General features: G+C 68.5%; 14 protein-coding genes and 1 pseudogene. 7 read left to right on the forward strand and 8 right to left on the reverse strand.

The annotated features are described in order from the left end of the window. Nucleotides 1–4 precede the first annotated feature (4 nt). From CA234_RS10495 to CA234_RS10520, 6 genes are all read left to right on the forward strand, one after another. Nucleotides 5–409, forward strand: coding sequence for a DUF2946 family protein (locus CA234_RS10495; protein WP_241213442.1), 405 nt, complete (start codon nucleotides 5–7; stop codon nucleotides 407–409). A gap of 63 nt (nucleotides 410–472) precedes the next feature. Beyond that, nucleotides 473–2827, forward strand: a complete 2355-nt coding sequence (locus CA234_RS10500; RefSeq protein WP_126001659.1) for a TonB-dependent receptor — start codon at nucleotides 473–475, stop codon at nucleotides 2825–2827. A 13-nt stretch (nucleotides 2828–2840) separates the two neighbouring features. Then, nucleotides 2841–4220, forward strand: coding sequence for a PepSY domain-containing protein (locus CA234_RS10505; RefSeq protein ID WP_125977577.1), 1380 nt, complete (start codon nucleotides 2841–2843; stop codon nucleotides 4218–4220). 288 nt (nucleotides 4221–4508) lie between these two features. Further along, complete coding sequence (locus tag CA234_RS10510) at nucleotides 4509–7658, forward strand: YdbH domain-containing protein (RefSeq protein WP_126001661.1); 3150 nt, start codon at nucleotides 4509–4511, stop codon at nucleotides 7656–7658. Between the two features lie 25 nt (nucleotides 7659–7683). After that, the gene (locus tag CA234_RS10515) at nucleotides 7684–7878 is read left to right on the forward strand and encodes a YnbE family lipoprotein (RefSeq protein WP_125977581.1); all 195 of its coding nucleotides are present in this window, start codon (nucleotides 7684–7686) and stop codon (nucleotides 7876–7878) included. Then, nucleotides 7878–8255: a YdbL family protein gene (locus CA234_RS10520; protein WP_125977583.1), complete on the forward strand. Its 378-nt coding sequence runs from the start codon at nucleotides 7878–7880 to the stop codon at nucleotides 8253–8255. Before CA234_RS10515 ends, CA234_RS10520 begins: the two co-directional genes overlap by 1 nt. Nucleotides 8256–8279: 24 nt before the next feature. On the opposite strand, the gene CA234_RS10525 is transcribed toward CA234_RS10520, so the two are convergent. The 4 genes from CA234_RS10525 to CA234_RS10540 form a co-directional block, all read right to left on the reverse strand. Further along, entirely contained in the window at nucleotides 8280–9803 is a 1524-nt protein-coding gene (locus CA234_RS10525; RefSeq protein ID WP_126001662.1) for an ABC transporter permease/substrate-binding protein, read from the reverse strand. Further along, entirely contained in the window at nucleotides 9800–10567 is a 768-nt protein-coding gene (locus tag CA234_RS10530) for an ATP-binding cassette domain-containing protein (protein WP_126001664.1), read from the reverse strand. Before CA234_RS10530 ends, CA234_RS10525 begins: the two co-directional genes overlap by 4 nt. A gap of 47 nt (nucleotides 10568–10614) precedes the next feature. Beyond that, entirely contained in the window at nucleotides 10615–13260 is a 2646-nt protein-coding gene (locus CA234_RS10535; protein ID WP_206431167.1) for a glycoside hydrolase family 2 TIM barrel-domain containing protein, read from the reverse strand. Between the two features lie 132 nt (nucleotides 13261–13392). Further along, the gene (locus CA234_RS10540; protein ID WP_126001666.1) at nucleotides 13393–14145 is read right to left on the reverse strand and encodes a dienelactone hydrolase family protein; all 753 of its coding nucleotides are present in this window, start codon (nucleotides 14143–14145) and stop codon (nucleotides 13393–13395) included. Nucleotides 14146–14441: 296 nt separating this feature from the next. Here CA234_RS10540 and CA234_RS10545 point away from each other — a divergent pair, with 296 nt between their 5' ends. After that, nucleotides 14442–14639 (forward strand): hypothetical protein, encoded by a 198-nt coding sequence (locus CA234_RS10545; RefSeq protein ID WP_241213443.1) that lies wholly within the window; start codon nucleotides 14442–14444, stop codon nucleotides 14637–14639. 12 nt (nucleotides 14640–14651) lie between these two features. Here CA234_RS10545 and CA234_RS10550 read toward each other — a convergent pair whose 3' ends face one another. The 4 genes and pseudogenes from CA234_RS10550 to CA234_RS10560 form a co-directional block, all read right to left on the reverse strand. After that, the gene (locus tag CA234_RS10550; RefSeq protein WP_126001667.1) at nucleotides 14652–16070 is read right to left on the reverse strand and encodes a glucoamylase family protein; all 1419 of its coding nucleotides are present in this window, start codon (nucleotides 16068–16070) and stop codon (nucleotides 14652–14654) included. A gap of 63 nt (nucleotides 16071–16133) precedes the next feature. Further along, nucleotides 16134–18014 (reverse strand): TonB-dependent receptor, encoded by a 1881-nt coding sequence (locus CA234_RS24865; RefSeq protein ID WP_346962889.1) that lies wholly within the window; start codon nucleotides 18012–18014, stop codon nucleotides 16134–16136. Between the two features lie 892 nt (nucleotides 18015–18906). Beyond that, nucleotides 18907–19185 (reverse strand): annotated as a pseudogene (locus CA234_RS24870) (carboxypeptidase-like regulatory domain-containing protein); the annotation flags it as partial. A gap of 2 nt (nucleotides 19186–19187) precedes the next feature. Continuing rightward, a complete protein-coding gene (locus tag CA234_RS10560; RefSeq protein ID WP_126001668.1) occupies nucleotides 19188–20222 on the reverse strand; it encodes a LacI family DNA-binding transcriptional regulator in 1035 nt (344 codons plus the stop codon). Nucleotides 20223–20361: the final 139 nt, after the last annotated feature.

Here is a 20361-nt window from a genome sequence, read left to right on the forward strand (position 1 = left end):
CCTCGTGTCCGTCCTGCGCCGCCTCCTGCTTGAGCATCGCCTGCTGTGCGGCTGCCTGATCGCGGCCGCGCTGCTGATGAAGGCGGTGCTGCCGGCCGGGTTCATGCCGATGCAGTCGGGCGGCACGATCGTGCTCGGCTTCTGCTCGGGATACGGGCCGAAGACGATGGCGGTGGCGATCCCGATGCGGGAAGATCGCTCGAGCCCCGACGAGCACCAGCCCAAGACCGAGATGCCGTGCGCCTTTGCCGGGCTCGCGATGCCGGGCCTCGCCGCGGTCGACCCGGCGCTGCTCGCGCTGGCGATCGCCTTCGTCCTCGAACGCGCGATCCGCACCGCGAGGGTCCTCCCTGCGATCGTCCGCGTCTATCTGCGTCCACCGCTGCGCGGGCCACCGCGCGCCGCCTGATCCCCCGTTGCCCTTTGATGCGTTCGCGCTGTCGCGCGGGCGCACCCGGATCAGGAAGATTTCATGTCCAAGCTCTTGTTTTCGGCGGCCGTCTCGGCCGTCCTGTGCGCGTCTGCAGCGTCCGCGCAGACCTCCGATGACGCACGCCGTGCCGAACTGCTCCGCCAGCGCGCGGCGATCGATGCCGAACTGGCCAGGCTCGATGCTGCCCCCCCGAAGCCGCAAGCCGCACCGCCGGCCATCGCCCCGCCCGGTACCGACGAGATCTTCGTCACCGGCAAGGCGCTGCCGCTCACCACAGGGGTGAGCGGCCAGACGGTGACGACCGTCGACGCCGCCGCCTTCCGCAACACGCCCGCGACGACCATCGCCGACATCGTCCGGCTCTCGCCCGGCATCGCGGTCACCCAAGGCAACGGCCCGCGCGATGTGGGCGTCTCAGTGCGCGGCTCGAATGCGCGCAACGGTTTCGGCGCGCGCAACCTGCAGGTGTTCGAGGATGATTTCCCCGTCACCCAGCCCGATGGCCTCGCCCGCTTCGACCTCACCGACCCGCATGCCTATGGCGCGGTCGACGTGGTGCGCGGGCCCTCCTCGGCGCGCTACGGCAACTACGCGCTGGGCGGCGCGGTCAACTTCCGCACCCGTTCGGGCCGCGAGATCCAGGGCGTCGAGGCCGGGTTCGACGCGGGCGGCGACGGCTATGCCAATCTCTATGCGACGATCGGGCATGCGACCTCCGGCCACGATATCGCGGTGTTCGGCAGCTATGTCCGCGGCGACGGCGCCACGGGGCATACCGGCTACGAGACCGGGACGCTCAACGCGCTGGCCAGGTTCGAACTCGGCAGCAGCGATCGTGTCGCGGTAAAGCTGATCTACAACGAAGGCGATTTCCGCCTTTCGACCCGGCTTTCGTACAACCAGTATCTGACCAATCCCTATCAGCAGGGCTGCCAGGCGGCGGCGACCGCAGCGCCCGGCTGCGGCACCATCTCGGTGCTGGTCAACGGCATCAACGGCGCGCGTATCTCCCAGACGGCGGACGAGGGCAATCTTGCCCGCAACGATCGCCGGACGATCATCGGCACCCGCTACGAGCATGATCTGGGCCCCAACACCACCTGGCGCACTCAGGCGACCTTCGACAGCCGCGTGGTCAACCAGCCGACCAGCGCGACCCCGTTCAAGGGCACGCTCGACAGCTATAACATCACCTCGGACGTGACCCATCACGGCCGGATCGCCGGGATGGAAACCACCAGTTTTGTGGGCGTCTTCTACAACTATCTCGACAACCAGAGCTACAGCTTCAACAAGACCCCCGCCGGCCGCAACGGCTTCGGCGCGCTGACCCAGACGGTGTTCGGCGACGTGCGGAACGTGGGAGTGCGCGCGCGCGAGGAACTGCAGCTTACCGGCCGGCTGCAGGCGATCGCCGGGATCGGAGCCGAGCGCTCGATCCTCGACGTCCGCCAGACTGCCTATAGCTACCCGGTCGGCGCGAACCCGGTGCTCGCCTTCATTCCCGCCGATCGCCACTTCACCAACGTCGCCCCCGAGGCGGCGCTGTTCTGGCAGGCGGTCGACGCGGTGCGGCTGCATGCGCGGGTAGGGACGGGCTACGGCATCCCCCAGGCCGGCAACCTGTTCGTCACGCCGGCGGGCGTCGCGGGCAACAACGCCAGCCTCAAGGCGCCGCGCAACACTGGCGTCGATCTCGGCGCGAAGGTGGCACTGGGCAGCACCTTCAAGGCCGAGCTGACCGGCTATTACGAATGGTTTACCAACGAGCTGGTCAGCCAATCGGCCGGCGTGAACCTGCTCGCCTACACCTCGAACGTGCCGCGCTCGGTGCATCGCGGCATCGAGCTGGGGGTGAGCTGGAAGCCGCTGCCGGGCCTGCTGCCGGGTGCCAAGCTCGACGCGAGCTACAGCTATAACGACCAATATTATACCGACTTCCAGGAGCGGCTGACCGCCGGCACCGTGTCGAAGCTGCTCGATCGCAACGGCAAGGCGATTCCGGGGGTGATCCCCAATTTCCTCAATGTCCGCGCCGGCTATGACCAGCCGGCAGGGCCGCTGCAGGGCCTGGGCGGCTTTGCCGAGCTCGGCTATCGCGACCGCTTCTTCGTCGACAACAGCAACCTGTTGGCGATGCCGTCGGCGACCTTGGTCAACCTGAACCTGCATTACGCCCCCCCCAATGGAAGCGGACCGCTGTCGCGGCTGAGCTTCTACGCCTCGGTGCAGAACCTGTTCGACGCCACCTATGTGGGCGCCGCCTCGGTCATTTCGAACAGCCTCGCGGCCTCAGGCGCAGAGAACCCGGCATCGGTGCTCGCCAACACCACCGGCTCGGTCTACGCCGGGCAGCCGCGGACGGTCTATGCCGGCGTGAAGGCCCGGTTCTGAGGGGGAGGGACAGATGCAACACTCCCGTCGTCGGCGCTGGCCGAACACCGCAACCGTGTGGCGCTGGCATTTCTATGCCGGCCTGTTCTGCATTCCCTTCGTGCTGTGGCTGGCGGTCACCGGCTCGATCTACCTGTTCCGCCCGCAGGTCGAGGCGCTGATCGACGCGCCCTATGCCAATCTCGCCATCACCGGCCCGCGTGCTTCGGCGGCGGAACAGGCGGCGGCGGCAGTGCGGGCGGTGCCGGGATCGGTGCTCCACCGCTATCAGCTGCCCGAGACCGACCGTCAGGGGGTGCAGATCATCGTCGGCAAGGGGCAGGACGAGACACGCGTCTATGTCCATCCCCAGACGCTGGCGGTGCTCAAGACCGTCGACGAGGACCAGCGGCTGATGCGGGTGGTGTTCCGGCTGCACGGCGAGTTGCTCGCCGGGACGCCGGGCTCGTATCTGGTCGAGCTGGCGGCCTCCTGGACGATCGTGATGCTGCTCTCCGGCCTGTTCCTGTGGTGGCCGCGCCGCGGGGGCCTGGGCGGCATCGTCTATCCGCGGCTGACCGCCGGCGGGCGGCGCTTCTGGCGCGATCTCCATGCGGTGACCGGCTTCTGGGTCTCGGCCTTCGCGCTGTTCCTGCTAATTTCCGGGCTGCCCTGGGCGAAGAGCTGGGGCGGCTATCTCAAGGCGGTGCGCGGGGTGGTGGAGGGCCACCCCGTCAAGCAGGACTGGACCACCGGCCGCGCCGACGAGCTCCGCCAGCGCGCCGCCGCCGATGCCGGCACCCGCGCGATGATGGGCGAGCATGCCGAGCATCACGGCATGGCGATGGCGCACCCGGCGGTCTCCTATGTCCCGCTCGACCGGCTGATCGCGACGCTCGGCCCGCTGCGGCTGGCGACGCCGGTGCTGGTCTCGCCGCCGGCCGGCCCCGGCCAGCCCTGGACCGCCAAGTCCGATGCCGCCAATCGCCCGCTGCGCACCGACCTGACGCTCGACGGCGACACCGGCAAGCTCCTCTCGCGCAAGGATTTCGCGCAGCGGCGGCTGGTCGATCGGCTGGTCGGCTATGGCGTTGCGATCCATGAGGGGCAGGCGTTCGGCTGGCTCAACCAGCTGCTCAACCTGCTGACCGCGCTGGGGCTGATCCTGCTCGCGGTGAGCAGCGTGGTGCTATGGTGGCGCCGGCGACCCGAGGGCGTGCTCGGCGCGCCGCGCGCGGGCGAGCCGCGGCCGGCGGCGCTCGCCTTCTTCGCGCTCTTGATCGCCCTGGGCCTGTTCCTGCCGCTGATGGGGATCAGCCTGCTCGCGGTGCTGGCGGTCGAGCGGCTGGTGCTGGTGCACCTGCCGGGGGCGCGGCATTGGCTGGGGCTGCGCGGGGTGCGTGCAGCAGCCTAGACGGCGTCAGGGTGCAGCGGCTAGCCTCGTTACCGGAGCCTATCGCCGCGCCGTGCCTGCAGCGCAAGTCCGCGATGCGGACCGCAGGGGGAGACGATGCATCCGGTCGATACGTTGGAGCTGTCCTCGTGCTGTTCGCGGCGGCGATCGCGCTGCATTGGGTCGCCGAGCGGCTGTCGTTCCTGCCTTGCACGGACCCGCGATCTCGCCTGATCGGCGTCTAAAGGAACCTTTGCAGGATCGGAGAGCTATGGCTAGGGGCCGCACGGTCAGGCGGCTGGAGCGGGCGTGAACCGAAGCGAAGATGACACCGACGCCGAGGCGCGGCGGAGCAGTGCAGTAGCGCGGGCGAAGCGACGGCGTCGCGTCGCTGTGGCGCTGCTCGTTCTGGTGTCGGCGAGCGTGGCGACGGTATGGCTGCAGCGGCGGACGATCGCGCAGGGCTTTGTCGACCGCGAACTGGCGAAGCGCGGGGTGCCTGCGCGCTATGCGATCGAGCAGCTTTCCCCCTGGCGCCAGCGGCTGACCAACGTCTCGATCGGCGATCCGCGCAACCCCGACCTTACCGCCGACTGGATCGAGTTGCGCACGGCGCTCACTCCGTGGCGCGCCGAGCTGCTGGTCGCGAAGGCGGGGACGGTGCGCGTGCAGGGACGCATCGTGCATGGCGCGCTGTCGCTCGGGGCGCTCGACCGGCTGATGCCGCCGTCTTCGGGCAAGACCTTTTCCCTGCCGCGGCTCAGCGTGGAGGTGGCGGACGCACAGCTGCGGCTGAACAGCGATGCGGGGCTGATGGTGCTCGGCCTGCGCGGCAAGGGGCTGCTGACCGACGGGTTTGTCGGCACGGTGCGCGCGCAGTCCGGGCAGCTGCATTTCGGAAGCTGCGATCTGGTCGGCCTCGGCGCCGAGATGCAGGTCCGCATCCGCAAGGGGGCTCCCAGCCTCACCGGGCCGCTGGCGGCGCAGCGGCTGGCGTGCGGGGATATCCAGGCCCTGCAGCCGAGCGGGAATGTACGCGTGACGCTCGATGCGGCACTGGCTGGCTGGAACGGCGATGCCCGCCTGGGTCTGGCGTCGCTGCGCGGGGCCTATGGCAGGCTAGGCCGCAGCAATGCCCGGCTTGATTTTGCAGGAGACCTAAGTCGAACGACGGGCGCGGTCGCAGTCCAAGGCACCGATGTGCGGACCGACGCGGTGAGCGCCCGGATCGTCGACGCTTCCGGCCGCTATGCTATCGGCACGGTCATGGCCTTCGATGGCCGCATTCGCGTGCGAGACGCAGCTGTTTCTACGTCAACACGCGCGCAGATTGGTGGCTATCGCAAAGCAGTAGCAGCGACGCCGGTGGCGCCGCTTGCCGCCAAGTTCGCCTCGGCAGTGGATGCCGCGGGGCGGCGTTTTGATGGTTCCGCCACGCTCGGGATCGCCACCCGCGGGCGCGGCGCCACGCTCCGCCTGAACGCCGTCGACCTCGCCGCGCGCTCCGGTGCGCGCATCCGCTTTGCGGGCGAGCAGGGCGCGGTGCTGGATTTCCCCAAGGGCGCGGTCGCGCTTGCCGGGCAGCTGTCGCTCGGCGGCGGCGGGATGCCGGACCTCGCGCTCGATCTCCTGCAGCGCCCCGGCAGCGACCAGCTCCAGGGCACCGGTACGCTGCGGCCCTATGCGGCCGGGCGCGCGCGGCTGGCGCTGTCGAACCTCTTTTTCACCACCCGGGGCGGGGCGGGGTCGGCGCGCACCGTCGCGACTCTTTCCGGCCCGGTCGGCAGTGGGCGGATCGAAGACCTCTCGATGCCGCTGGTCGCGCGCTGGAACGGCCCCAGCGTGCTGGTCAACCCCGGGTGCGAGACGCTCGGCTTCGCGCGGATCGCCGCCTCCGGCATGGTGCTGCGCGGCCATCGCCAACGGCTGTGCCCGCTGGGGTCGGCGATGGTCGCCTGGAACGGCAAGCGGCTGACCGGCGGTGTTCGCACCGGCGCGATCGCGCTGACCGGCAGCATGGGCAGCAACCGGCTGAGCCTCGCCGCCGGCGAAGCGCGACTGGACTTGGCGCGGCAGGCTTTCGACTTCAACGGCGTCGCGGTGCGGATGGGGGCGGACCGGCCGACGCGGCTCGATATCGGCCAACTGGGCGGCACGTTCGGCGCCACGCTCGGCGGCAGCTTCGATACGCTGGGCGGACAGATCGGCGCGGTGCCGCTGGTGCTTTCGCAGGGCAAGGGGACCTGGCAGGTCGCCGATGACGGGCTGGCGCTGCTCGGCAGCTTCCGCCTCGCCGATGCCGAGCCGAGCCCGCGCTTCGAGCCGCTGCTCGCCCCCGCGGGCCGGCTGACGCTGCAGGGCAACCGCATCGAGGCGCAGGCCGATCTGATCGGCACCAAGCGACCGGTGGAAGTCGCCAAGGTGTCGATCACCCATGATCTCGGCCAAAGCGCGGGGCAGGCGGTGCTCGACGTGCCGGGCATCCGCTTCAAGACCGGCGGACTCCAGCCGATCGACCTCACGCCGCTCACCCTGGGCGTGATCGCCGATGTCGACGGCACGGTCGCCGGCTCGGGCAAGATCGCATGGGACAGCGAGACAGTCACCAGCAGCGGCCGCTTCACCGTCACCAACGTCGCGCTGGCGGCAGCCTTCGGCCCGGTGCAGGGGCTCACCACCGAGCTCAACTTCACCGATCTGCTGGGCGTGCAGACCGCGTCGGGGCAGGTGGCGACGGTCACCGAGATCAATCCCGGCGTGCCGGTGCGCGCAGGCGAGTTCCGCTACCAGCTGCTCGACAGCCGCCGCGTGCGGGTCGAGGGGGCGCGCTGGCCGTTCGCGGGGGGGGAACTCGTCCTCGAGCCGACCACGCTGGACTTCAACGAAGCCGGCAAGCGCCGCATGACCTTCCAGGTGAAGGGCGTCGACGCCGCCCTGTTCCTCAAGGAAATGGCTTTCGACAATCTCGATGCCACCGGCACCTTCGACGGCACGCTGCCGATGATCTTCGACGAGAGCGGCGGGCGTATCGAAGGCGGCGAGCTGCGCGCCCGCAAGGGCGGGCACATCGCCTATGTGGGTGAGGTCTCGCGCGAGAATCTCGGCACCTGGGGCAACATGGCGTTCCAGGCGCTCAAGTCGCTCGACTATCGCAACCTGTCGATCCGGATGAACGGGCCGCTGGCGGGCGAGATGATCACCGACATCAGCTTCTCCGGGCTCAGCCAGGGGCAGGGCACCAGGTCCAACTTCCTCCTCCGCCGGCTGGCGCGGCTGCCGCTCGTCTTCAACGTGCGGATCAACGCGCCCTTCCGCCAGCTGATGGATTCGGTGCAATCCTGGTACGATCCACGCCGCCTGATCGAGCGCAACCTGCCGGCGTTGATCGAGGAGCAGAAACGTGCGCAGGAAGCGGGCCAGCGCTCCGTTCAGCCCGCCGACAGCACAACCCGTCCATGAAAGGCATGTCTATGAGCTTGGAAGCATGAAACATGGTTCGTCTCTTCGGCTGGGGGCATGCGGGATCGCCCCGCTGGCGCTGCTCGGCGGCTGCGTGACGGTGAACGCGCCCGACAAGCCGATCGTGATCAACCTCAATATTTCGATCACCCAGGAAGTGGTCTATCGCCTCGACAACAAGGCGAAGGCCATCATCCAGGACAATCCGGGGATTTTCTGATGCGACAGTTGCTCTCGACCTTCGGCATGGCAGCCGCGATCGCGGCGGGCGGGATCGCCCCGGCCTTCGCCCAGCGCGACCCCGCCTATCAGGCGGCGCGCCAGCAGGGCCTCGTTGGCGAACAGCCCGACGGCTATCTCGGCATTGTCGGCACGGCGACGCCCGAGCTGCAGGCGATCGTCAACAACATCAACATCCAGCGCAAACGTCAGTACACCCAGCAGGCGGCAGCGAGCTCGACCGTCGAGCAGATGGCGTTCGTCACCGGCTGCAACCTGATCCTGCGCACCGCGCCGGGCGAGAAATATCGCGCGCCCGACGGCCGCTGGCTGACCCGCGGTGCGGACGCGCCGGTGCGCGACGCGCGTTGCCTCTGATCCGCCAGGTCGTGCGGCGTTAGGCTAGCGGTCGAGTTGCGTCGCCAGCCAGCGCGCGGCGGCATCGGGGCTTTGCTTGTCGGTGTCACGGTCGACGCGGTAATTGGCCTGCCGCATCCGCTCGACCGGCACCGCGCCGATCAGCGGGCGGAGTGCGGCCTGGAAGCGGGCATCTTTCGCGTGACGGGGCGCGATCAGCAGCACCGCGTCATAGCCGGGGATCGCGCCCTTGGGGTCCTTGAGCAGCGTGAGCCCCTGCGCGGCGATCCGGCCGTCGGAGGAGAAGGCGGGGATCACGTCGGCGGTGCCGCTGGTCAGTGCGCGGTACATGAAGGTCGGCTGATAGGGATTGGCCGCGGCGAAGCGCAGGCCATAGGCGCGCTGCACCGCCTTCCATTCGGAGCGTTCGAGAAACTCGATGTCGGTGGCGAGCTTGAGCGACGGCGCGACCTTGGCGAGATCGGCGATCGTCGCGATGCCGCGCCGCCGGGCATCGTCGCCCCGCATCACGAAGGCATAGGCGTTCTCGAAGCCGAGGCTTCCCAGTAGCGTGACGTTGCTGGTGCGCTTCGCCCAGTTGGCGACGCCGCGGACGATTGCGGCGCGGGGCGGCACGTCGGTGCGGTGCATCTGGTTGGTCCAGATCGTGCCCGAATAATCGACATAGACGTCGATCGCGTCGCTCGCCAGCGCACCATAGGCGACGCCCGAGCCCAGCCCCTCGCGGTAGCGCACGCTATAGCCCGCCGCCTCCAGCCGGGTGCCGATCAGCCGTGCGAGGATGTATTGCTCGGAAAAGCCCTTGGCGCCGATCGTCACCACGCCGCGGCGCGCCGGCCAGGCGGGGGCGAGGGCGGCGAGTGCGCCGACGGCTAGGAGGCCGAGGCTCAGCCAGACAAGCGCGCGGCGGCGATGGGCGATGCCCCATTCGGCCAGCCCGAGCAGTGCGTCGACCGCCAGCGCGAGCCCGGCGGCGGCGATGCAGCCGGCGAGCACCAGCGCCCAGTTCTGCGTCTGCAACCCGGCGAAGATCAGGTCGCCCAGGCTGGGCTGGCCGACGGTGGTGGAGAGCGTCGCCGCGCCGATCGTCCAGACGGCGGCGGTGCGGATGCCGGCCATCACCACCGGCGCGACCAGCGGCGCCTCGACCAGCCGGAGCTTCTGCCAGCGGGTCATGCCGACTCCGTCCGCCGCCTCGCGCACCGCCGGGTCGAGTGTGACCAGCCCGGTCACTGCATTCCGCAGGATCGGCAGCAGCGCATAGAGGGTGAGCGCGAGCAGCGAGGGCAGGAAGCCCAATGCCGGAATGCCGCCGCCGACCAGTGCCGACAGCGACAGCAGCAGCGGGTAGAAGAGCGCGAGCAGCGCGAGGCTGGGGATCGTCTGGATCAGGCTGGCCAGCCCCAGCGCGGCGCGGGCCACGCCGCGATGCCGGGCGGAGAGCACCGCCAGCGGCAGGCTGATCGCGATGCCGAGCAACAATGCGGCAAAGGCAAGCAGCAGATGCTGCGCCAGCAGTTCGGGCACGCGAGCGAAGGCGCTGGTCATCGCGCCAGCGCCGCCAGCCGCTCGGCCTGCTCGCGCGGCACCGCGACCAATGCATCGGCCGCGGCGCCACCCTTGCCGGCGAGCAAGTCGCGTGGGGAAGCGTCGCCGACGACCCGGCCGGCTTCCATCACCAGGATGCGATCGGCGAGCAGCAGCGCCTCGGCCATGTCGTGGGTGACCAGGATGGTGGTGAGCCCCATGGTTTCGTGCAGCGCACGGATCGCCTTGCCGAGCGCGTCGCGGGTGACGGGATCGAGCGCGCCGAACGGCTCGTCCATCAGCAGCAGCCTGGGCGACGTGGCGAGCGCGCGGGCGACGCCGACCCGCTGGCGCTGGCCGCCGGAGAGCGCGTCGGGCATCCGCCTGGCCATCGCCTCGGGGAGATCGACCAGTCGCAGCAGCTCGGCGACGCGTGCCTGTCGATCCGTCGTGCCCGCCAGCTTCAGCCCGATCGCGACATTCTCGCCGACGGTCAGATGCGGGAACAGCCCGACATTCTGGAAGACATAGCCGATCCGCCGGCGCAGCAGGTGTGCGGGCTCGGCATCGACCGGGTCGCCGTCGATCAGGACGCGACCTTCGCTCGGCTCGATCAGCCGGTTGACCATCTTGAGCAGCGTCGACTTGCCCGAGCCCGAGGCGCCGACCAGCGCGACGAAGCTGCCGCCGGCGATCTCCAGCGACACGCCGTCGACCGCCCGCGCGCCCTTCGCATAGGATTTCCCAACGCCTTCAAAGGCGACGCTGCGCAACGGGTCCGGCATCGCCCATGCTTGTGGGCAATGTCGCGGCAAAGGTCAAAATCGCGGCCTCAGTTGGGCCGGATCGCGATCCCCGCCACCACCGCGTCGCCCCCGACCGGCTCGAACGCCAGCGTCAGCCGGCCGCCGCTGCTCTTCACCTGGAAGCTGCGGGTCACCGCCTTGTTGGCGCCACCCGCCGCCTGCATCGGCGACAAACTATCGATCACCCGCTTGCCATCGGCCAGCACCGCGAAGCTGCGCGCGGCGCCCTTGGCTGCATCGGGCTCGAAGCTGGCGATGGTCACCGTCCAGCTGCCGTCGGGCAGGGGGATCTCATAGCCGAATTTGCCCTCGCGGTAGCTGCCGAACAGCGCGGGGCTGTCGGTGCCTCCGATCTTGGGGGGCGGGGCGAAGGGCGAGGGGCCGGCGAGCACCTTCGCCGTGCCGCCGCGGAAGAAGTCGTCCGAGCCGTAGCGGTCGCCCCCCATCGTACCGCCGACCAGCGCGCCGCTGTCGATGAACACGCCCTTGCGCGGATCGGGCGCGGTCCAGTCGAGCGCGTCGCTGACCTGCTTGCCCCCGATCGTGGCGGTGGCGACGAGATGATTGGCCCCCGGCGCCAGCGCCACACCCGGCCACACGCAGATCCGGTCGGGGCAGGCGACCTCGCCCACCGGCTTGCCGTTGACCGACAGCGACACCCGATCGGCATTGGAATAGCCGCGCACGTCGGTCACCGCATAGGCGCGGTCGACATAGCGGCCGCCGTTGAGGTGCAGCACCGGGGCATCGGACCAGCTGGCCTGGATGAAATAAAAGGCGTCCTTGCGCATCTTGCGGTCGTAGGAGACGAGACCCTTGGTGTTGATGTCGGTCGCGTCGCCTTCGTTGCGCATCGTCGTGGCGAAGTCGAACAGGTTCCACAGCCAGCTCGCCGCCAGCCAGGGGCGCGCGCGGATCTGCTTCCAATTCTCCTCGATCGCGAGGCTTTGATATTCCTCGGGCTGGGGGCGGCCATAGGCGGCGACCGGGCCGCCGCGCGGATTGTCGCTATGCTGGGTCATCGCGCCCCCGGCACCCCATTCGCTGAGGCCGATCGGCAGCGCCGGATGCTTGGCATGGAGCGCATCGAGCGCGGGGCCGACGCCGTCCAGATCGCCATAATACCAGCCATAATAGCGGTTGAGCCCCATCACCTGGGTGACGCCGTTGAGGCTGGGTGCCCCCTGCATCGACAGGATCGAGGGCGTGTCCTCGCAGCAATCGGCATAGACGGTCGGCCGGCTGGGATCCTCGGCGCGGGCCAGCTTGTCGAGCCGTTCCAGCATCGCGCGCGACTGGGCGGGCCTTCCGCTGCCCTTGCGCATCGCATCGATCGCCGCGCCGATATCGGCCTCGTTGCCCACCGACCAGAGCAGGATCGAGGGATGGTTGTAGTTCTGGTGGATCAGCTCGCGCAGCTGTTCCTCGGCATTGGCGATCGTCTCCGGCGCGGGCGGCAGGCTGGGCTCGACATTGGCCTCGTGCACGAAGGGGAGTTCGGCCCACACCACCATGCCCGCCTTGTCGGCCTCGTCGGTCCATTCCTGGGCGTGCTGGTAATGCGCGTGCCGGATGGTGTTGGCGCCGAGCTCAAGCGCGAGGGCCATGTCGCGGGCATGGTCCTCGGGGGTGAGCGCCCAGCCCTTGCCGCCGACGTCCTGGTGTCGCGAGACGCCGTGCAGCGGGGTGGGCTTGCCGTTGAGGATCAGGCCCCGATTGGGATCGAAGGCGAAGCTGCGGATGCCGAGCGGCTGGACCTGCCGGTCGATCACCCGAGCGCCGTCGCGCAGCTCGCTGACGACGCGGTAGAGATAGGGATCCGCGCGGCCCTGCCAGAGGTGGGGGCTCGCGAGGGTAAGGCCACGTTCCACCGCCAGCGCCTGGCCGGGCGCGAGCGCAGCCGGCACGCGATCGGTGGCGACGGGCTTGCCGGTTGCGTCCTGAATGGTGGTGGTGAGCGTTAGCGTGCGGGCGCGAGTGCCGAGGTTGCGCAGCAGCGTCTTCGCGGCGACCTCGGCTCGCTCCGCGGAGACCTTCGGCGTGTGCAGATACACGCCCGGCCCGCCATGATCGGCGAGATCGATATGCGCATCCTCCACCGCCACTAGCCGCACGCCGCGATAGATGCCGCCCTGTACGAAGAAATCCCCGCCCAGCGGGATCACATGCTCGGTGCTGCTGCCCGGCGCCGAAGCGCTGTTGTCGGCGCGGACCGCAAGGCTGTTGGCGCCGGGCTTGAGCGCCCCGGTCACGTCGATCCGGAAGCGAGCGAAGGCGCCGGCATGGCGGCCGACATGCGTTCCGTTCACCCATACATCGGCGATCTTCGAGACGCCGTCGAATTCGAGGAACAGCCGCCGTCCGTTCAGCGCGGCGGGGACGGTAAGGCTGCGGCGATACCAGCCCAGGCCCTGCCGCATATCGGCATCCGCCGCGCGGGTGACGGCATAGGTGCCGACCTTGTTCCAGGTGTGCGGCACCGATACCGGCTGCCAGGCCGCATCGTCGAAGCCGGGAGCGGCCGGGCCGGCATCGGCGTCGCCGAAGTGGAAGCGCCAGCCGGTAGAGAGATCGATCGTCGCGCGCGGCTCGGCGGTGGTCTGGCGCGTAGACTGCGGTTGTGCACAAGCCGGTGCCACGATCGCGGCGGAGGACAGCAAGAGGGCGGCCAAAGCCGAATTCGTGCGCATTGCGATGTCTCTCCCATGGCGATCGCTTGCTGCGCCGCCTTATTGGTCATACCACTCGAAGAGAGGTGGTCTGTCAATAAAGAGCATCACAGGGCTGCAAATGCAGCCCCCGGATTATACCGAGCCGCCGAGCGTGCGGCGGTAGAAGTCGACGGTCAGCGCCATTGCCTGGAGGAACAGCGCGGGATCGTAGCGCGGGCCCTCGTCACGCAGGAAAGCGTGCTGGGCGTTGAGCTCGTGCCAGGCATAGGAGGCGCCAACTTCTTCCAGCCGCGCCCGGATCGCCTCGCGGCCTGCGAAGGGAATGTGCGGGTCCTGCCGCCCCCAGACGAGCAGCAGTTCGGCCTTGAGCTCGGTCATGCGCGCGAGGCTGTCGTCGCTGCGGCCTTCGCCGAGCGTGCCCGAGTGGATGTCGGTGGGATAGAAGCAGGCGGCCGCCGAGACGCGCGGATCGAGCGCCGCGCGATAGGCGAGGTGCCCACCCAGGCACACCCCGAAGGTCCCGAGGCTGCCCGAGCAGGCGGGATGCGCCGCGAGCGCCGTCAGCGCCGCGGTGGCGTCGGCATCGAACGCGGCAACCGGCTTGGTGATCTTGAGCGCATTGCCGCGATCGGTGCCCGCCTGATCATAGGCGAGCACCGTGCCCGCCGGCTCGTACTCGTGATACACCTCGGGCACCGCGACGAGCAGGCCATTGCCCGCGAGCATCGCCGCCAGCCGCCGGATCGGCGCGGTGACCTGGTAGATCTCCGAGAACAGCAGCACGCCCGGGAAGCGACCCTCCACCGCCGGGCGGAACAGATGCATCCGCATCGTGCCGCCGCCGGGGACCTCGATGTCCTGGGTCTCGTCGCTGCGGATGATCATGGGCTGCTCCCTTATGCCGGTTCGACGGCGGCTTTACACGAGAGCGGCCGCAGAGGAACCCACACCTCGCCGCCAGCCGTCATCCCGGCGAAAGCTGGGATCCATTGGCGCTCCTTCGCGGCTCTTGCAGGCACCGAGGAGCGACTGGATCCCGGTTTTCACCGGGATGACGATGGCTGGGGAGTGGATCGCGCCCGACGGGCATGAGGGCTATCCACAGATTCGTCGGCGCCCCCGCTGGACAGCCCGGCGCCTGCCCGAATAGCGGCAGGCGCATGCCTGTCATTGCTACCATCATGAATTCGAACACCGGCGAACCCATCCAGAAGATGACGTTCAACCGCATGCCCAAGCCCTGGGCGTCCTTTACTCTTTCGAACGGCGAACTGGTCCAGGCCAGCCGCGTCGACATCGGCAAGCCTGCGCCGGGCAAGGTCGTCGTGCCGGTCCATGTCTGGGTCGCGCCCAAGAAGACCGACCGGCAGGACGATTAAAGCCGGCCGGCCCTAGAGCCACCCGCCCTTGAAGCCAGCGCGCTGCAGCCCGCGACGGATATGCGGGTTGCGGCGCATCACCTCCCAGACGAGGCCGCTGCGCAGGTTCTCGATCATCAGCAGGATCGGCCCCTGGTCGATCCCCAGATGGTCGCCATCGACCCAGCCGATGCCGGGCACGATCTTGCCGTGCTTGAGCGGCGCGGTCGCGCGGGTCAGCGTGGGGTTGAAGCTGTCGAGAAAGCCGTAGCGGCCATAGATGCCGCGGCCATAGCGCGCGTGCATCGTCGCCACCGCGCGGCCGGCCAGTTCCGGCTCGAACGCGATCGAGGCGGCAGCGGCCGTCGGCGCCAGCGTGCCGTCGTCGCGATCGTCGGGCCCGCGTGCGGAGTAGCTGAAGAACTGGCGCTCGCGGCCGCCGATCCGCTGCCTGAAGTCGCCAGGCCCGTCGCAGGCGGTCAGGCCCCAAACATCCGCGCCATAGCCGGTCCAGCCGCCCGGATTGGCGATCGCATAGGCGCGCTGCGCCCGCACCGCGCGGCGGCTGTTCTCGAAATAGTCGATGCCCTTGGCCGCCATATAGGGATCGCGGATGCCGCGGAAATCGATCCAGCAATGGCTGTACTGGTGGATGAAGAGCGGCGCGAAATGGAGGTGCGGCTCGCCCCATTTGTCGCTCCACTGCGCGTCGAAGCGCGCCGTCCACGCAGTCCAGGTCTCGGGCGGCAGCGGATGGCTCGGCGAGCCGAGCGCCAGCACATAGAGCAGCAGTCCCTCGTTATAGATGTTCCAGTCCGAGGGGATGAAGCCGCTCTCGGGATGCCAGCCCATCGACACGAAGGGCGGGCGCGGGGTGATCCAGGTCCAGTCGACCGCGGCATAAAGCTGGTCGGCGAGGGCGCGGATCTCGGCCTCTTGGGACTCGTCGGCATCGAACCAGCTCTGCGCGAACAGCACGCCGCCCAGCAGCAGCGCGGTGTCGATCGTCGACAGCTCGGCGCGGGCGAAGCGGCGGCCCTTGGTGGTGCCGAGGAAATGGTAGAAGAAGCCCTTGTAACCGCTGGCGTCGCTCTGGCCGTCGCCCTGCGGCGCGGTGGCGAAGAAGCGCAGCGTGGCGAGCGTGCGGGTGCGCGCCTGTTCGCGGGTGATCCAGCCATTGGTGACGCCGATCGGATAGGCGGTGAGCGCGAAGCCCACCGCGGCGATCGAGGCGAAGGAGGGGGTGGGCCAGCGATCGGGCGCAAGGCCGGTCTCGGGATCGGTGGTGTCCCAGAAATAGCGGAAGGTGCGTTCCTGCAGGTCGCGGATGAGCGGGTCTGCCGCCGACGCGGGGCCGGTCCCGCCGAGGCGGGTGCCGGGTTGCGAGCATGCGCCCGCGAGGCCCGCCAGCGCCACCGCGCCGGAGCCGAGCAGTTGCCTGCGATCGATCATGAAACTTGGGTCCTCAAAAAGATGGGGCGCCGCACGGGAGATGCGCCGCCCCAGTAGGAGGGATCAGAAGGAATAGCCGACCGACAGCTTGAAGGTGCGCGGCGGGTTGCCGCCGACGTCATAGCTGCTGCGCGCGCCCCAGTTCGACGAGGCGGGGTCGTTGTTGAAGGTGACGAAGTTATAGTCGTTGAACACGTTCAGCACGTCGACGCGGAAGCGCAGGCGGGTCTGGTCGCTGATGAACTTGATCGGCACGTACTTGGTGAGCGCCATGTCGATCTGGCGCCGACCCCAGCCGCCGCCCGAACCATCGGTCTCACGCCCGACGATCACGCGCTGGAACGGGTTGGACTGGTTCAGGATCGCCTTCTGATAGGCGGCCGATTCGACCTGAAGCTTGGACGAGAAGGAGAAGCCCAGTGGCAGATCGACGCTGCCCGCCATGACGAGGCGATGCCGCGGCACGCCCGACGAGCGCAGCATCGGATAGTCGCTGATCGACGGGAAATCGAGCAGATAGGTCTCGCCGAGCTGGTTCTCGGTGGCTTCGGTGTAGGTGTAGGTGGCATCCAGGCTCCAGGGCGAGGCCTGGGTGTAGGTCTTGGTGACCTTGAAATAGACCGAGTCCGCGTTGGTCTTCAGTCCGTTGGTGCCGAGGATGATGCTGCGATAGCCCGGGGGCGAGAAGCCGAACGGCGGCGCCGGAGTGTCGGTCGGATTGGCGGGATCGTTGAAGAAGAAGCTGCCGTCCGGCCGCCGATTGCCGAGCAGAAAGGCGAAGCCGTTCCTGCTGGCGATATGGCTGTAGCCGAGCTCGAGCCCGAGCTGTTGGAAACGGCCGCGGATGCCCAGGCTGAACTGGTCCGAATAGGGGACCTTCAGGTCGTTCTTGAGGAAGCGGAACTCGCGTCCGCCGCCGACGGCACCGGTGAGCAACTGCTGGCGGCCTTCGGGCGTCAGGTAGATCGGGTTCCAGGTGACGCAGGTGGTTGCATCCGCGCCCTGGCAGGCGTTGTTCGGATTGGAGTCGGCGCCGATGAAGTTGAAGTTGCGAACGGCGTAGGCGCTCTGGTTCACTTCCTGCTGGAGGAAGTCGAACTGGTTGCGGTCATAGGAGCGGCCATAGCCGCCGAACACCGCGAACCGCCCGGCTTCGTCGATGCGATAGGTGAAGCCGAGGCGCGGCTGGAAGGCGCCGGTGAAGGTCTTGCGGTTGCGGCCGTTCGAGATGAAATCGTTGATGTTGTAGTCGGCGTTGACGAGGTTGGGATAATTGGTGGGCGCGATCGCCGCGAGATTTTCCTGCGAGGTCACGAAATTGACGAACGCCGGAGTCCGTTCGTAATCCCAGCGCAGGCCGAGGTTCAGCGTCAGGTGCGAGGTGACGTCCCAGTCGTCCTGCGCATAGACGCCGAACTGGAAGTTGCTGGAGCGCACGTCGACCGGGCCGGTGCCCGTCGGTACGCCGAAGTCGAGCCGATACGGGATCTGGTCGTTGAAGCCGGTGGGGCTGAACGCGTTGATGTCATAGGTGAACTGCGGGTTGGCGCGGTTCTGCTCGATCGAGCGCAGGCGAATGAAGCTCGCCTTGGTGCCGACCTTGATGGTGTGCCCGCTGAACCCGGTCCAGGTGAAGTCGTCCTGGAAGGTCCAGCCCTTCTGGCCCTTGTTCTGCTGGCTGCCGCCGCCGCCATAGCGCAGCAGATCGGTGCGGGTGAAGTTGCCGTTGTTCAGCGTCGAGGCCTGGAAGAAGAAGGCGTTCCCGCTCGTCTCGGGCGTCGGCGCCCATTTCGTGTCCTGGTAGGAGACGCGGGGCGTCGTTGATCCAATTGTCCTCGCTGTGCTGCCAGCGGAGCATGAAGCGCTTCTCGTCGACCTTGTTGAGCGTCGCGGTGCTCGGCGCGTTGATGCCGGTCTGGATTTGCGAGCCCGATTCCTTGCGATACTTGCCGGTCAGTTCGACCAGGTCCCTGTCGGTCGGCTCGATATCGATCTTGCCGAAATACAGGTCCTCGTTGAATCGCTGCGAGAAGGTGCCGAAATACTGCTGGTACTGTGACGGGAAGATGCTGGTCGAGACGCCGTTCTCCGGCCGCACGTCATACGGGCTGTCGATCCGCTTGCCTTCGTACGTCACGAAGAAATGGGCGCGGTCCTGGATGATCGGGCCACCCAGCGCGACGCCGAACTGCTTGTTGTTGGAGTTCACCTTGTCGCGCTTGACCGGGAAAAGCTCGGTCGGCCGGCGGGTGCGCAGATCCTGGTTGGTATAGTCGATGAAGCCTTCGCCGTGGAACTCGTTGGTGCCTGACTTGGTCGCGGCGGTGATCGCCACCGAGCTGACCTGGTCGAACTCGGCCTTGTAGTTGGACGAGAGCACCTGATACTCGCCGATCGCGAGCTGGGGGAACGGGTTGCCTGCCGAGCTGTCCTGGCCGGTGATGCCGTTCTTGAGGACATAGTCCTTCTGGCTGACGCCATCGATGAACACGTTGACGGTGTTGCTGGCCTGGGCGCCGCCCTGGATGCGCGACTCCCCATTGGCGCCCTCGATGAAGCGCACGCCCGGCGCGAGGTCTGCGAAGGCGAGGAAGTTGCGGTTGTTCTGCGGCAGCTGCTCGATCAGCCGCTGGGTGATGTTGATGCCCACCTGGCCGCCGTCCAGCGAGCGGATGCGGTTGCCGGTGACGACGATCTCGTCGCCCGTCGCGGGCGCCGCGGTGTCGTCACCTGCGGGCGCCGCGCCGGCGTCGGCGGTCGGCGCGCTGGTGATGGTCGTCAGGTCGAGGTCGAGGCCGGCATTCTGGCCGACGCGCAGCGTGAACGCGTCCGAATTGCGCACGCCGTTCTGCAGCTTGATCTCGAGGCGATAGGTGCCCGGACGCAGCGAGGCGAAGTTGTAGCTGCCGTCGGCGCCGACGGTCGCGCTACGGCGGATGCCGGTCGACACTTCGATCGCGGTCACTTCGGTGACCGGGTTGTCGGCGGGCGTGGTGATCGTGCCGCGCAGCGAGGCTTGGCCGACCTGGGCCATGGCAGGGGCGGGGGCGAGCAGGGCACCGGTGCCCAGCGCGGTCATCGTCAGCAATGCAGAACGCAAAACGAGCTTGTTCATGGTTACTCTCTATCTCCCCGGCGGATCGGGTTTCCTGTTGTGTTTTTGGGGTGTTGGCGGGTCGATTCCCGCGCGATGACGATCGGCGCACGCCATTCGAGCGTGTCGTCCGAGGCGCCATCGATCAGTCCGGCGAGGCGCACCACGGCGCGCGCGCCGAATTCGGCAATGTCGATGCTGGCGGTGGTGAGCGCCGGCGAAATCAGGCGGGTCAGCGGGATGTTGTCGAACCCGGCCACCGCCACCTGCTCGGGCACGGAGACGCCCGCGCGCTTGAGCGCCATCAGCGCGCCCACCGCCATCATGTCGTTGGCGGCGAACACCGCGTCATAGTCGGCGCACTCTGCCTGGAGCGTGGCGATGGCGGCGGTGCCGCTGTCCTCGTTGAAGTCGCCCTGCACCACGCGCAGTTCTGCGCCCAGCCGGGCGCAGGCCTCGCGGGTGCCGCGCAGGCGCTCCTGCGCGTCGATATTGGCTGCGGGGCCGGCGATATGGACGATCCGGCGGCAGCCCCCGGCGACGAGATGCTCGACCACCGCGACGGCTCCGGCAACGTTGTCGACGCGCAGTTCGGCGCGAACGCCGTCGTGCGGCGCGCAGTTGACGAGCACCGAGGGCATGGTGCGGGGCAGGTGCTGGAACAGCTCGTCCGAAGTGATCTGCGGCGCCATCACCACCAGCCCGTCCACCCGGCCGCGCATCGCGTGGAGCGCGGTGATGCCGCGATCGGCCTCGCCGTGCATCACCATCAGCAGCAGGTGGAGGCCGAGTTCGGACGCCTGGCGGTCCATGCCGCGCAGCAATTCGGAGAAGAACTCGCCGTGGAGATCGGGAACGACGACACCGATCGTCGAGGAGCGGGCGAGGCTCAGGTTGCGCGCACCGGCATGCGGCACATAACCGAGTCGATTGGCGACATCGCGGATGTGATCGCGCAGTTCGGGACGAATGTTGGTCGCGCCATTGAGCGCGCGCGACACCGACGCGACCGACACCGACGCTTCACGCGCGACATCGCGGATCGTGGCGTTCGGCATGGCGGTCTTCGTCCCCTCCTGGGTCTGGGTTGCGACGGCTTGTTTGCCGGTGATGGCGTCAAGCTCTTGATGTAACCGGTTACATGAAGCAATAGCGGGTTGCAAGATTGTTGATGCAGCGGCCGATGTAGGGTCGCGC

Origin of the sequence: Sphingomonas sp. ABOLE (assembly GCF_003950455.1) — a bacterium.
GTDB lineage: Bacteria > Pseudomonadota > Alphaproteobacteria > Sphingomonadales > Sphingomonadaceae > Sphingomonas > Sphingomonas trueperi.

Bases quoted from the DNA above. Each gene is read 5' to 3' on its own strand.
- CA234_RS10560 (WP_126001668.1), bottom strand. From the start codon at position 20,222: ATGCCGAACGCCACGATCCGCGATGTCGCGCGTGAAGCGTCGGTGTCG.
- CA234_RS10525 (WP_126001662.1), bottom strand. From the start codon at position 9,803: ATGACCAGCGCCTTCGCTCGCGTGCCCGAACTGCTGGCGCAGCATCTG.
- CA234_RS10505 (WP_125977577.1), top strand. From the start codon at position 2,841: ATGCAACACTCCCGTCGTCGGCGCTGGCCGAACACCGCAACCGTGTGG.
- CA234_RS10520 (WP_125977583.1), top strand. From the start codon at position 7,878: ATGCGACAGTTGCTCTCGACCTTCGGCATGGCAGCCGCGATCGCGGCG.
- CA234_RS10540 (WP_126001666.1), bottom strand. From the start codon at position 14,145: ATGATCATCCGCAGCGACGAGACCCAGGACATCGAGGTCCCCGGCGGC.
- CA234_RS10550 (WP_126001667.1), bottom strand. From the start codon at position 16,070: ATGATCGATCGCAGGCAACTGCTCGGCTCCGGCGCGGTGGCGCTGGCG.
- CA234_RS10530 (WP_126001664.1), bottom strand. From the start codon at position 10,567: ATGCCGGACCCGTTGCGCAGCGTCGCCTTTGAAGGCGTTGGGAAATCC.
- CA234_RS10515 (WP_125977581.1), top strand. From the start codon at position 7,684: ATGAAACATGGTTCGTCTCTTCGGCTGGGGGCATGCGGGATCGCCCCG.
- CA234_RS10545 (WP_241213443.1), top strand. From the start codon at position 14,442: ATGAATTCGAACACCGGCGAACCCATCCAGAAGATGACGTTCAACCGC.
- CA234_RS10500 (WP_126001659.1), top strand. From the start codon at position 473: ATGTCCAAGCTCTTGTTTTCGGCGGCCGTCTCGGCCGTCCTGTGCGCG.